Annotated in this window: 11 protein-coding genes; 10 read left to right on the top strand and 1 reads right to left on the bottom strand. The window is 68.4% G+C overall.

What is annotated here, in order from left to right; all coding sequences use genetic code 11:
• The first annotated feature begins 2 nt into the window (after positions 1-2).
• The 8 genes from QM693_RS30940 (at position 3) to trmD (ending at position 7,783) form a co-directional block, all read left to right on the top strand.
• Entirely contained in the window at positions 3-341 is a 339-nt protein-coding gene (locus QM693_RS30940) for a P-II family nitrogen regulator (protein WP_005240467.1), read from the top strand.
• Positions 331-2,883, top strand: coding sequence for a [protein-PII] uridylyltransferase (locus QM693_RS30935; protein ID WP_283334804.1), 2,553 nt, complete (start codon positions 331-333; stop codon positions 2,881-2,883). Before QM693_RS30940 ends, QM693_RS30935 begins: the two co-directional genes overlap by 11 nt.
• A gap of 76 nt (positions 2,884-2,959) precedes the next feature.
• A complete protein-coding gene (gene ffh, locus QM693_RS30930; RefSeq protein WP_005564859.1) occupies positions 2,960-4,546 on the top strand; it encodes a signal recognition particle protein in 1,587 nt (528 codons plus the stop codon).
• Between the two features lie 3 nt (positions 4,547-4,549).
• Entirely contained in the window at positions 4,550-5,635 is a 1,086-nt protein-coding gene (locus QM693_RS30925) for an amidohydrolase family protein (RefSeq protein WP_283354235.1), read from the top strand.
• 179 nt (positions 5,636-5,814) lie between these two features.
• Positions 5,815-6,276 carry a 30S ribosomal protein S16 gene (gene rpsP, locus QM693_RS30920; RefSeq protein WP_005240477.1) on the top strand — a complete coding sequence of 154 codons (462 nt, stop codon included), beginning with the start codon at positions 5,815-5,817 and terminating at the stop codon, positions 6,274-6,276.
• A complete protein-coding gene (locus tag QM693_RS30915; protein ID WP_185729181.1) occupies positions 6,273-6,515 on the top strand; it encodes an RNA-binding protein in 243 nt (80 codons plus the stop codon). The genes rpsP and QM693_RS30915 overlap by 4 nt, the downstream gene beginning before the upstream one ends.
• Positions 6,516-6,528: 13 nt before the next feature.
• The gene (gene rimM, locus QM693_RS30910; RefSeq protein WP_283354234.1) at positions 6,529-7,080 is read left to right on the top strand and encodes a ribosome maturation factor RimM; all 552 of its coding nucleotides are present in this window, start codon (positions 6,529-6,531) and stop codon (positions 7,078-7,080) included.
• 10 nt (positions 7,081-7,090) lie between these two features.
• Positions 7,091-7,783, top strand: coding sequence for a tRNA (guanosine(37)-N1)-methyltransferase TrmD (gene trmD, locus QM693_RS30905; protein WP_280781746.1), 693 nt, complete (start codon positions 7,091-7,093; stop codon positions 7,781-7,783).
• Positions 7,784-7,808: 25 nt separating this feature from the next.
• Here the strand turns inward: trmD and QM693_RS30900 are convergent, their stop codons facing one another.
• Entirely contained in the window at positions 7,809-8,843 is a 1,035-nt protein-coding gene (locus QM693_RS30900; protein WP_283354233.1) for a serine hydrolase, read from the bottom strand.
• Positions 8,844-8,918: 75 nt separating this feature from the next.
• Between QM693_RS30900 and QM693_RS30895 the strand changes: the two genes are divergently transcribed.
• Both QM693_RS30895 and QM693_RS30890 read left to right on the top strand, forming a co-directional pair.
• The gene (locus QM693_RS30895) at positions 8,919-11,255 is read left to right on the top strand and encodes a Tex family protein (RefSeq protein ID WP_280781748.1); all 2,337 of its coding nucleotides are present in this window, start codon (positions 8,919-8,921) and stop codon (positions 11,253-11,255) included.
• A gap of 74 nt (positions 11,256-11,329) precedes the next feature.
• Positions 11,330-12,235: a hypothetical protein gene (locus QM693_RS30890; protein ID WP_280781781.1), complete on the top strand. Its 906-nt coding sequence runs from the start codon at positions 11,330-11,332 to the stop codon at positions 12,233-12,235.
• The last annotated feature ends 10 nt before the right edge of the window (positions 12,236-12,245 follow it).

Genomic DNA, 12,245 nt, shown 5'->3' with positions numbered 1-12,245 from the left:
AAATGAAGCTGATCACAGCAATTGTCAAGCCGTTCACTCTGGAGGACGTCAAGACGGGACTCGAGCAGGCGGGCGTCCTGGGCATGACCGTCAGCGAGGTCCAGGGGTACGGCCGGCAGAAGGGCCACACCGAGGTCTACCGAGGTGCCGAGTACTCGGTCGATTTCGTTCCGAAGGTCCGGGTCGAGGTCGTCGTGGACGACGCTGCTGTGGACAAGGTCGTCGAGGTGATCGTCGAAGCGGCACGCACCGGCAAGATCGGTGACGGCAAGGTCTGGGTCTCGCCGGTCGAGTCGGTCATCCGGGTGCGCACCGGGGAACGCGGCGCGGATGCGCTCTGACCCCAACGGGTCCGGTAAGACCGGCCCTGGTCCCGTCGCCAAGGCGACGGAACCAGGGCCGGTTGCGTCAGGCGGATCGGACGAAGCAGCGGACCTGGCCCGCGCACGCAGGCAACTGCTCACCGGCGGCTCCGAGACCGGCCCCGGCGCAAGGAATCCCGCAGGACACGGGCGTCGGCTCGACGCCGCAGCGCTCCGTCACGCGCTCGTGGACCTGCACGAGTTCTGGTTGACCACAAAGGGTGCCGAGCTGGGCATCAAGCCCGACAGCGGTTTCGCACTCGTCGCTGTCGGTGGGCTCGGACGGCGGGAACTTCTGCCGTATTCGGATCTCGACCTCCTCCTGCTTCACGACGACATGGATCCGGCAGTCGTCGCGCAGGTCGCCGACCAACTCTGGTATCCGTTGTGGGACGCGCACATCAAGCTCGACCACAGCGTCCGCACCATCCCTCAGGCACTACAGGTGGCGGACACGGACATCACCGCGGCTCTGGGAATGCTCGAGGCGCGTCATATCGTCGGCGACGTCGAGCTGACCAATCTGCTCATCAGCGGCGTCCGCAGGCAGTGGCGCACCGACATCCGCAACCGTTTCGACGGACTCATCGAGCAGACGCGGTCGCGCTGGGAACGCAGCGGCGAGATCGCCCACCGCGCAGAGCCCGACCTGAAGAGCGGTCGCGGTGGACTGCGGGACGTACAGTTGCTCAACGCGCTGTCCATCGCGCAGCTCACCGACGGCATGCCCGGGCTCGGTCCCGAGTCGCCCGGCGGGGGACTGGCACTCGCACATCGCCGGCTCCTCGACGTCCGCACCGAACTGCACCGGGTCGCGGGCCGCTCCCGCGATCAGCTGCGGGCGCAGGACGCCGACGAGATCGGCGCCGCACTGCGGATCGGCGATCGATTCGACCTCGCGCGCATGCTCAGCGATGCCGCACGCACCATCAGCTATTCCGTCGACGTCGGTGTGCGGACGGCCGGGCACGCCCTGCCGCGGCGCGGTCTGGCGCGGTTGCGCCGACCACCGGTGCGACGGCCCCTCGACGAGGGTGTCGTCGAGCACGCCGGTGAAGTGGTGCTGGCGCGCGACGCCCGGCCGGCGAAGGATCCCGGCCTCGTGCTGCGGGTCGCGTCGGCGTCGGCGACGACGGGGATGCCGATGTCGGCGTCCACTCTGAATCGCCTGGCCGACAACGCTCCCGAGCTGCGCGAGCCGTGGCCGAAGGAGGCGCTGAACGATCTGCTGGTGATGCTGGGCTCGGGTAGCCGTGCCGTCGCGGCGATCGAAGCTCTCGATCGGACCGGCCTGTGGGGCAGGCTTCTTCCCGAGTGGGGTGCCGTCCGGGACCTGCCGCCGCGGGACGCGGTGCACACGTGGACGGTGGACCGTCATCTCGTCGAGACCGCTGCCTATGCCAGCGGGTTCACCACCCGCGTGGCCCGCCCGGACCTGCTGATGCTCGGCGCGTTGCTGCACGACATCGGCAAGGGCCGCGGCGGCGACCACAGCGTGGTCGGCGCGGAACTGGCCACCCAGATCGGTAAGCGCCTCGGATTGTGGCCGTCGGACGTCGCGCTGCTGACGGCGATCGTGCGCCACCACCTGCTGCTGCCGCACACCGCGACCCGGCGGGACCTCGACGATCCCGAGACGGTCGAGCGGGTCGTGGAAGCGATCGGCGGCGACGGCGTCCTGCTGGAGTTGCTGCATGCGCTGGCGGAGGCCGATTCGCTGGCGACGGGTCCCGGTGTGTGGGGCGACTGGAAGTCGTCGCTGATCGGGGAACTCGTGCGCCGCTGCCGTCTGGTCATGGCGGGAGAGGTGCTTCCCGCACCCGATCCGCTCGATCCGGAACACGTGGCTCTGGCCGCGTCGGGTGGCGTGCACGTCGCGCTGGTTCCCGCCGACAGTCCCCACACGTATGTGGTGACGGTCATCGCACCCGATCAGCGGGGTCTGCTGTCGAAGGCGGCGGGCGTGCTCGCGCTGCACTCCCTGCGGGTCTACTCCGCGTCCCTGGGCAGCGCCGAGGGGTCGGCGGTCAACTCGTTCGTCGTGTCCCCGAGATTCGGGGCGCCGCCGCAAGCGGGTCTGCTGCGGCAGGAGCTGATCCGCGCGCTGGCGGGGGAGCTGAACCTGCTGGAGATGCTCACGGCCAAGGAAGAGGAGGCTCGCGAGAGCCAGCGCGTCGCCGCTGTGGAGGAACGGGGCGAAGCCGCGGTTCCGGTGCAGTACGCGCAGGCGCCGCCGCGGGTCATCTGGTTCGACACCGCATCGCCCGGCGAGGTCATCCTCGAGCTGAGGGCCGAGGACCGGCTGGGGCTGCTGTCCCGGCTCGCCGACGCGTTCGACACGTGCGGCGCGGACGTCCGCTGGGCGCGGGTGACCACCCTGGGTTCTTCGGTGATCGACTCGTTCTGCCTCGATCTCGGCGGCGGGGACACCCGGGCGAGCAGGGAACAGGTCGAGAGCGCGATCCTCGGCGTCGTTCCGCTCACGAAGCCGAAGAAGCAGGAGGGCAGCGGGGGAGAATGAACGGCAGGACGTGAGCGGCTAGGCTGGTGCCCGAGAATATCCACCGCATACTCGTATGACTTCAGGAGCGCACTCGGTGTTCGAATCCCTTTCCGACAGGTTGACCGGAACCCTCAAGGATCTGCGTGGCAAGGGTCGCCTTTCCGGAGCCGACATCGATGCCACCTGCCGTGAGATCCGGTTGGCCCTGCTCGAGGCAGACGTCGCGCTGCCCGTCGTCCGCGCGTTCATCGCCAAGATCAAGGAACGCGCCAAGGGCGTCGAGGTGTCGGCGGCGCTGAACCCGGCGCAGCAGGTCGTCAAGATCGTCAATGAGGAACTCGTCGGGATCCTCGGTGGCGAGACCCGCCGTCTGGTGTTCGCCAAGACGCCGCCGACGGTCATCATGCTCGCCGGTCTGCAGGGTTCCGGTAAGACGACGCTCGCCGGCAAGCTCGCGAAGTGGCTGCGCGACCAGGGGCACACCCCGCTGCTCGTCGCCTGCGACCTGCAGCGTCCCGGCGCCGTCACCCAGCTGCAGATCGTCGGCGAGAGGGCGGGCGCCACGGTGTTCGCACCGCACCCCGGCACGTCCATCGGCGGCGGCGACAACGAGCTGGGCATCACCGCGGCCGACCCGATCGAGGTGGCCCGGGCAGGTGTCGAGGAAGCCCGCAACAAGCAGTTCGACGTGGTGATCGTCGACACCGCGGGCCGCCTGGGTATCGACGCCGACCTGATGGCGCAGGCGGCGGGTATCCGCGACGCCGTGAACCCGGACGAGACGATCTTCGTTCTCGACGCGATGATCGGTCAGGACGCGGTCAGCACGGCCGAGGCGTTCCGTGAGGGTGTCGGATTCACCGGTGTCGTGCTAACGAAGCTCGACGGTGACGCCCGCGGTGGTGCGGCGCTCAGCGTCCGCGAGGTCACCGGGCAGCCCATTCTGTTCGCGTCCACGGGTGAGAAGCTCGAGGACTTCGACGTCTTCCATCCCGATCGCATGGCCAGCCGCATCCTCGGCATGGGTGACGTCCTCAGCCTGATCGAGGCGGCCGAGCAGCACTTCGACGCCGAGCAGGCCGAGGCCACCGCACAGAAGATCGGCTCGGGACAGCTCACGCTGGAGGACTTCCTCGAGCAGATGATGGCCGTCCGCAAGATGGGCCCCATCGGCAACCTCCTGGGCATGCTCCCGGGTGCCGGACAGATGAAGGACGCTCTCGCGAACGTCGACGAGAAGCAGCTCGACCGGGTGCAGGCCATCATCCGCGGCATGACCCCCGCCGAGCGCGACGATCCCAAGATCATCAACGCGTCCCGCAGGCTGCGGATCGCCAACGGTTCGGGCGTCAAGGTCTCCGACGTCAACCAGCTCGTCGACCGTTTCTTCGAGGCCCGCAAGATGATGGCCGCGATGGCCGGGCGAATGGGCATGCCCGGCTCGCGGAAGCAGCAGCGCAGCAAGAAGGGCAAGAAGGGCAAGAAGGGTGGCAAGGGCCCGACGCCGCCGAAGGTGCGCGGAGGATTCCCCGGCGGCCTGCCCGGCGGGTTCCCGGGAATGCCGCCCGGCGGTCTCCCCGCGGGGATGCCGGATCTGTCGAACATGCCGAAGGGCCTCGACGAATTGCCGCCCGGGCTCGAGGGCATCGACCTGTCCCAGCTGAAGCTGCCGAAGAAGTAGCCGATGGCCGCACTGCACTTCCGGGGCACCGGTCTGCCCGACGAACAGCCGGTCGAGTTCTGGGTCGACGGCGGTGTGATCTCGACGGAACCGGTTCCCGGTGCCGAGACCGTCTGCGAATCGGGATGGATCGTGCCCGGTCTCGTCGACGCCCACTGCCACGTCGGCATCCGGTTCGGCGGCGGCGGTGGCGAGAGCGTCGAGGGGTTGATCGCGCAGGCGGAGACCGAGCGTGACTGTGGGGTCCTGCTGATCCGCGACGCGGGTTCGCCGGTCGACACCCGGTTCGTCGACGACCGCCCCGACCTGCCGAGGATCATCCGCGCCGGGCAGCACATCGCCGCGCCCAAGCGGTACATCCGCGGACTCCCGGTCGATCTGGAGGACGAGTCGCAACTGCCGGACGAGGTGGTGCGCCAGGCCCGGGCCGGTGACGGGTGGGTCAAGCTCGTCGGCGACTGGATCGACCGCTCCGCGGGCGACCTGGCGCCCTTGTGGAGCGACGACATCCTCGTCGAAGCGATCGCGGCCGCGCACCGCGAAGGGGCTCGCGTCACCGCGCACGTCTTCGCCGAGGATGCGCTTCCCGGTCTGATCAACGCCGGAATCGACTGCATCGAGCACGGCACCGGGCTCACCGACGAGACGATCGAGCTGATGGTCTCGCACGGAACCGCGCTCGTCCCGACGCTGATCAACATCGCGACGTTCCCGGACATCGCCGAGTCCGCCTCGCGGTTCCCGATCTACGCCGCGCACATGCGTGACCTGCACTCACGGGTGAAGGACACCATCGGTGCCGCTCACGATGCGGGAATCCCGATCTACGCCGGAACCGACGCCGGCGGATCGATCGTCCACGGACGCATCGCCGACGAGGTCGAGGAACTGAAGGCGGTCGGACTGACCCCGGCGGAGGCCCTCGGGGCTGCGTGCTGGGACGCGCGGACGTGGCTCGGACATCCGGGAGTGGAAGCGGGTGCGCCCGCGGATCTGCTGGTCTTCCGGAACGACCCGCGCGCGAGCAGCGACGCCCTCGCCGCGCCCGACGTCGTGGTGCTGCGGGGCACCGTCGTCAAGACCCGATGACCTGGTTTCCCCCTGACGGTGTTCGTCTGGCAGAATGAACCGCTGTTCGTCGCATCCGGTCACGCACCGCGCGGCGGTCACAGGTTAGAGGCAAAACCGGGCGCGCTATTCCTGCGCGTCGCCGAATTGCACGTGACACGTGAGCACACTCGTGTGCGCACTGAAGGAGAAGTACAGCAGTGGCTGTCAAGATCAAGCTCACCCGGCTCGGCAAGATCCGGAACCCGCAGTACCGCATCGTCGTCGCCGACTCCCGCACCCGCCGCAACGGCCGTGCGATCGAGACCATCGGCAAGTACCACCCCAAGGAAGAGCCCTCGCTGATCGAGGTCGATTCCGAGCGCGCTCAGTACTGGCTCGGCGTCGGCGCCCAGCCCACCGAGCCCGTCGAGGCCATCCTCAAGATCACCGGTGACTGGCAGAAGTTCAAGGGCCTGCCGGGCGCCGAGGGCACCCTCCGCGTCAAGGAAGCCAAGCCCTCCAAGCTGGAGCTGTTCCAGGCTGCGCTCGCGCAGGCCGAGAACGAGCCCGTCGGCGAGGCCATCACGCCCAAGAAGAAGAAGGCGAAGGCCGAGGACGCCGAGGCTGCTGCCGACGCTCCCGCCGAGGCTGCTGCAGAGTCCGAGGCTGCTGACAAGTGAGTGCCGTCGTCGCCGATGCCGTGGAGCACCTCGTTCGTGGCATCGTCGCCAACCCCGACGACGTTCGTGTCGAGCTGATCACCGGGCGTCGGGGGCGCACTGTCGAGGTGCACGTCAACCCTGACGATCTCGGCAAGGTCATCGGCCGTGGTGGTCGCACCGCGACCGCTCTGCGGACGCTGGTCTCCGGTATCGGTGGCCGCGGGATCCGTGTCGACGTCATCGACACCGATCAGTAGAGGCCTTACAGCAGTGGAGCTCGTCGTCGGCCGTGTCGCCAAGTCGCACGGCATCAAGGGTGAGATCGTGGTCGAGGTTCGCACCGACGAACCCGACGATCGATTCGCCGTCGGTGCCGTGCTGCGGGGACACAAGCCGCGCGAGCAGACTGTGAGCACATACACGGTGGAAGCCGCCCGGGACCATTCCGGGCGGCTTCTGCTGCGCCTCGAAGGTGTGTCGGACCGCACCGCGGCGGATGCCCTGCGGGGCACCCTGTTCGTCATCGACAGCGCCGAACTCGAGCCGTCCGACGACCCCGACGAATTCTACGATCACGAACTCGAGGGACTGTCGGTGCGCCTCGCGGACGGCACCGAGGTGGGAACCGTCATCGAGGTATTGCATTCCGCGGCAGGCGAATTGCTCTCGATCCGCCGGACCGGCGAACAGTCCGGCGAACTTCTCGTCCCGTTCGTCGCCGCGATCGTCACGTCGGTGTCCGTCGCCGACGGCATCGTCGAGATCGATCCGCCGGAAGGGTTACTCGATCCCGACTTCGGTGAATCCGCCGACGGGAAGTGAGTCGGTAGCCATGCGTCTCGACGTGGTCACCATCTTCCCCGAGTACCTCGAACCGCTTCGAGCGGCGTTGCTCGGCAAGGCCATCGACAAAGGCCTCATCTCCGTCGACGTGCACGATCTGCGGGACTGGACGCACGACGTCCACAAGGCCGTCGACGATTCTCCGTACGGCGGCGGGCCGGGGATGGTCATGAAACCCACCGTGTGGGGGCCCGCCCTCGACGACGTCCTCGCCGCGGGCGACGGCGACACGGACACGCTGCTGGTCGTCCCCACCCCGGCCGGTGTTCCTTTCACGCAGGCCACCGCCGAGCGCTGGGCGGGGGAGAAGCACATCGTCTTCGCCTGCGGACGTTACGAAGGCATCGATCAGCGCGTGTTCGACGACGCCGCCCGCCGGGTGCGCGTCGAAGAGGTGAGCATCGGCGACTACGTCCTCATCGGGGGCGAGGCGGCCGTGCTGGTGATGACCGAGGCGTTCGTGCGCCTGATTCCCGGAGTCCTCGGCAATCAGCAGTCGCACCAAGAAGATTCGTTCTCCGACGGCCTCCTCGAAGGTCCCAGCTACACGCGGCCGGCGACGTGGCGCGGACTCGACGTCCCGCCGGTCCTGCTGTCGGGTGATCACGCGAAGGTGGCTGCGTGGCGACGGGAGCAGTCGCTGCAACGCACCGCCGAACGCCGCCCGGACCTGTTGCCCTGAACCGGCTTCCGGGCCTGCCGCAGCTCTAACCCTGGGGCTGCGCCCAGTCGTCGACGACACCGGTGGGGAACAGCGACTTCACGAATCCGGTCATCGTGTCCCGTGCATGCCGGGCGCTGGAATCCTCGGTGACATCCGTGATCGCGGTGTCCGGGTACGACTCCTCGTCGTCCTCGTACCGGATGTCCTCCCGCGACGCGACGGCCACGATGTAGCGGTTGTCGTCACCGATCAGGCCGGTCGACACGTGGATCCACCGATCTCCCACACAGCACATCCAACCCTGCTTCACCCCGACGACGTTCTCGCCGGGCAACCCGTCGGGGATGCCGAACCGCTGGTCGTAACCGTCGATCCCCGCGGGTGTCGACGAGCGCAGGTAGCCGACGAATTCGGCGATGCGATCCGCGCCCAGGCCGTCGCGATCGTCGAGAAGCCCGGCATAGAACGTCACGAGGTCGGCGGCGGTCGTCTCGGTGTTCCACCACAATCCGTCCCAGGGTGGGGTGGTCGCGGCGAGTCCGTACCGCCCGGCGACGTCGACGACGACGTCCGAGCCGCCGAGATCGTCCCAGAGAGTGTTGGCCGCGTCGTCGTCGGACGATTCGAGCATCCGCTTCAGGAGGACACGGTCGAAGTCGGACAGCGGCCGCTCACCGAGCGCGTCGAGGTGATACATCTGGGCGGCGATGAACAGCTTGGCCAACGACGCCGTTTCGACGGGTTCGGTCGCGGCACCCTCCAGATAGCTGCCGGTGGCGCGGTCCAGAACAGCGATCGACATGTCGGCGCCGCGTTCGGCGGACGCCGTCGCGACCGCCGCCGAGATGCGTTCGGCGAGGGGTGCGGAAACGGGAACTCGCGCGGAGGGGAACGGCTCCGGGCTCACGGTCACGCCGTCCCCCGCCGGCGGGTCGTCGGCCGGGAGGAGGTCGGGGGTCGCGACGGCCGGTGACGTCGCCGGGATGTCGACCACGGAGTTCGTCTCGGTCGGGATGGTGCAGGCCGGCGCAACCAGCACGAAGACCATGACCGTCAGGCATCGGATCAGCCTGGACATGAAATTCTCCCGAGATTTCCGTGACGGCCTCACCGCCGACGATATTGTCTCAGAGTAGCGGTAGGGTCCATTTCCGTGACTCTCAAGACCGTGAACCAGCGCATTGCCGAGGAACTCGACGTCCGGGAGGGACAGGTCGCGGCCGCCGTGGACCTCCTCGACGGTGGAGCCACCGTGCCCTTCATCGCCCGGTACCGCAAGGAAGTCACCGGAACGCTCGACGACGCTCAGCTCCGCCAACTCGAGGAACGCCTGCGCTACCTGCGGGAACTGGACGAGCGCCGGGTCGCCGTGCTCGAGTCGATCGACTCGCAGGGCAAGCTCGACGACCAGCTGCGTGGGCAGATCATGACCGCCGACACGAAGGCGCGCCTCGAGGACATCTACCTGCCGTTCAAGCCGAAGCGGCGCACCAAGGCGCAGATCGCCCGCGAGGCCGGTCACGAACCCGTCGCCGACGCACTGATCACCGATCCCTCCACCGATCCGGCGTCCTACACGGCCGAACAGCTCGAGGGTGCGCGCGCGATCCTCGTCGAGCGTTTCGCCGAAGACGCAGACCTGGTCGGTGAGCTCCGCGAGCTGATGTGGACCCGCGGGCAGCTGGTGTCCGCGGTCCGTAAGGGCAAGGAGACCGAGGGCGCGAAGTTCGCCGACTACTTCGAGTTCTCCGAGCCGTTCGGCAAGCTCCCGTCCCACCGGATCCTGGCGGTGTTGCGCGGCGAGAAGGAAGAGGTGCTCACGCTCACCCTGGCACCCGACACGGAGGAGCCCGTCCCCGGCGAGCCGACCGTCTACGAGGGCCGGATCGCCGGCCGGTTCGGCATCGCCGACCGCGGCAGGCCCGCCGACCGGTGGCTGCTCGACACCGTGCGGTGGGCGTGGCGCACCAAGATGATCGTCACGCTGGGCATCGACACCCGGATGCGCCTGCGGCAGTCGGCCGAGAAGGACGCCGTCGACGTGTTCGCCAACAACCTGCGCGACCTGCTGCTGGCAGCGCCTGCCGGTACCCGCGCCACGATGGGCCTCGACCCCGGCTTCCGGACCGGGACGAAAGTCGCGGTCGTGGACGCCACCGGCAAGGTCGTGGCCCACGACACGATCTATCCGCATCAGCCCCAGAACAAGTGGGACGCCTCCCTGGCCACTCTCGCCGGTCTCGTCGCCAAACACGGCGTGGAACTCATCGCCATCGGGAACGGCACCGCCTCCCGCGAGACGGATGCGCTCGCGACCGAGCTGATCGCCAAGTCGGGTGCCACCAACCTGACGAAGATCGTGGTGTCCGAGGCCGGCGCGTCCGTGTACTCGGCGTCCGCGTACGCCTCGGCGGAGCTGCCCGACCTCGACGTATCGATCCGCGGAGCAGTCTCCATCGCGCGACGTCTGCAGGACCCTCTCGCCGAACTGGTGAAGATCGACCCGAAGTCGATCGGCGTCGGGCAGTACCAGCACGATGTGTCGGAGACGCTGCTCGCGCGGTCGCTCGGTGCCGTCGTCGAGGACGCGGTGAACGCGGTCGGCGTCGACGTGAACACCGCGTCGGTGCCGCTGCTGTCCCGCGTGTCGGGTATCGCCGGTTCGCTCGCAGAGAGCATCGTCGCGCACCGGGACCAGAACGGCCCGTTCCGCAGCCGCAAGGGACTCAAGGACGTCGCGCGGCTCGGTCCGAAGGCGTTCGAACAGTGCGCGGGCTTCCTGCGCATCCCCAACGGGGACGACCCCCTCGACGCGTCCAGCGTCCACCCCGAGGCCTACCCGGTGGTGCGCAAGATCGTCGGCGCCAGCGGCACCGGCGTGCGCGAGATCATCGGCAACACGTCCGCGCTCCGCAGCCTGAACCCGGCGGACTTCGTCGACGACCGGTTCGGTCTGCCCACGGTCACCGACATCATCGGTGAGCTCGAGAAGCCCGGCCGCGACCCCCGCCCGGAGTTCAAGACGGCCACGTTTGCCGCCGGCATCGAGAAGGTGTCGCACCTGAAGCCGGGGATGACGCTCGAGGGCGTCGTCACCAACGTCGCGGCGTTCGGCGCGTTCGTCGACATCGGCGTTCACCAGGACGGCCTCGTTCACGTGTCCGCGATGTCCCACAACTTCGTCAAGGACCCGCGGGACGTCGTCAAGTCGGGTGACGTCGTGAAGGTGAAGGTCCTCGAGGTGGACGAGGCACGTCAGCGCATCGGCCTGACCCTGCGGCTCGACGACGAGGTCGGGGCCGGCCGCAAGAACGACGGTCCCCGCGGCGGAGGCGCGCAGCGGCAGGACCGGCGGGGCGGCGGGCAGCCGCAGGATCGGCGCGGCGGCAAGCCGCAGCAGCAGGGTGGACGCGATCGCGGGCGTGACTCCCGCCCGGCGCCCGGCGGTTCGATGGCCGACGCGCTGCGGAAGGCGGGGTTCGGCAAGTAGAGAGGTCACCATCCCGACACGAGCCACCACTTTTCGATGGAGTGACCAGTTCTTTACTGGGATAGTGGATGCCGATGTACGAATGGCTGGATCGGGAAATCGTCGGGCACGGGCGCCTGCCTCTGCTCTTTTTCCTGCTCGGGTTTCTCGCGGCGTTCCTGTTCATCCGGTTGAGCGTGCGGATGATCCGCGCCGAGGTGTCGTGGTGGCCGGGCAACGTGAAACCCGGCGGGCATCACGTCCACCACGTGGTGTTCGGCGTCGTGACGATGCTCGTGTCGGGAGTGTCCCTCATCGCCGTGTACGAGGACGGCACCCAGACCACCGGCGCCGTCCTCGCCACGTTCTTCGGGATCGGCGCCGCGCTGGTGCTGGACGAGTTCGCGCTGATCTTCTACCTGCAGGACGTGTACTGGGCGGATGAGGGCCGGACGTCGGTCGATGCCGTGTTCGTGGCGATCGCGGTGACGGGTCTGCTGCTGCTCGGACTCCGGCCGCTCGAACTGATCAACGTCACCGACTTCCGGGATTCGCCGGATCCGTGGGTGCGGGTCGCAATCGGGTTGTCGTCCGTGATCAACCTGCTCATCGCGGCGGTGGTGCTGCTGAAGGGCAAGATCTGGACGGGGTTGCTCGGCCTGTTCATCTTTCCGATCCTGCTGATCGGGGCGCTCCGTTTGAGCCGGCCGAGCGCACCGTGGGCCCGGTGGCGCTACACCTCCAAGCCGAAGCGGATGCTCCGCGCACTCGAACGGGAGCGGAAGTGGCGTCGGCCGGTCATCCGCGCCAAGATCTTCGTGCAGGACTTCATCGCGGGAACTCCCAGCGCGGTACACGTGAAGGAAGCCGCGGAGCATGCCAGGGTGGCGGCGGAGGTCGAACTCGACCACGTGGTGCACGCGGCGCCGCCGCCGATTTCTCTTCACCCGGTGGCGTCTGGCACAATGGACGGGTTGCCTGGACCAGGCAGCAGTACTTGATCTGGGCACG

Source organism: Rhodococcus sp. IEGM 1305, from assembly GCF_030058635.1.
In the GTDB taxonomy this organism is placed as follows: domain Bacteria; phylum Actinomycetota; class Actinomycetes; order Mycobacteriales; family Mycobacteriaceae; genus Rhodococcus_F; species Rhodococcus_F opacus_D.
This window is presented reverse-complemented; position numbering and strand designations above follow the sequence as displayed.

Excerpts from the sequence above, each read along its gene's own strand:
- QM693_RS30925 (WP_283354235.1), top strand. The coding sequence starts at position 4,550 with ATGGCCGCACTGCACTTCCGGGGCACCGGTCTGCCCGACGAACAGCCG.
- trmD (WP_280781746.1), top strand. The coding sequence starts at position 7,091 with ATGCGTCTCGACGTGGTCACCATCTTCCCCGAGTACCTCGAACCGCTT.
- QM693_RS30890 (WP_280781781.1), top strand. The coding sequence starts at position 11,330 with ATGTACGAATGGCTGGATCGGGAAATCGTCGGGCACGGGCGCCTGCCT.
- QM693_RS30940 (WP_005240467.1), top strand. The coding sequence starts at position 3 with ATGAAGCTGATCACAGCAATTGTCAAGCCGTTCACTCTGGAGGACGTC.
- QM693_RS30900 (WP_283354233.1), bottom strand. The coding sequence starts at position 8,843 with ATGTCCAGGCTGATCCGATGCCTGACGGTCATGGTCTTCGTGCTGGTT.
- QM693_RS30935 (WP_283334804.1), top strand. The coding sequence starts at position 331 with ATGCGCTCTGACCCCAACGGGTCCGGTAAGACCGGCCCTGGTCCCGTC.